At 62.3% G+C, this 494-nt stretch carries 1 pseudogene; it reads left to right on the top strand.

What is annotated here, in order from left to right:
• A pseudogene (locus NMQ16_RS19160) lies at positions 1 to 494 on the top strand (PQQ-dependent dehydrogenase, methanol/ethanol family); the annotation flags it as partial.

Genomic DNA, 494 nt, shown 5'->3' with positions numbered 1-494 from the left:
GCTTCGTTCAACCCGAAGAATGGCCTGTTCTACGTGCCGACGAACCACGTCTGCATGGACTACGAGCCGTTCCGTGTTGAATACACCGCCGGTCAGCCGTACGTCGGCGCCACCCTGTCGATGTACCCGGCCCCGGGCAGCCACGGCGGCATGGGCAACTTCATCACCTGGGACGCAGGCAAGGGCAAGATCGTCCAGTCCAAGCCGGAGAAGTTCTCGGTCTGGTCGGGTTCGCTGGTCACCGCCGGTGGCATCGCCTGCTACGGCACGCTCGAGGGTTACCTCAAGTGCGTCGATGCCGACGATATCAACAAGGAACTGTACAAGTTCAAGACCCCGTCGGGCATCATCGGCAACGTGACGACCTGGGAATTCAAGGGCAAGCAGTACATCGGTATCCTGTCGGGTATCGGCGGCTGGGCCGGCATCGGCCTCGCAGCCGGTCTCGAAAAGCCGACCGATGGTCTGGGCGCCGTGGGTGGTTACGCCGAACT

This window comes from Methyloversatilis sp. XJ19-49 (genome assembly GCF_024580145.1).
Lineage (GTDB): Bacteria > Pseudomonadota > Gammaproteobacteria > Burkholderiales > Rhodocyclaceae > Methyloversatilis.
This window is presented reverse-complemented; position numbering and strand designations above follow the sequence as displayed.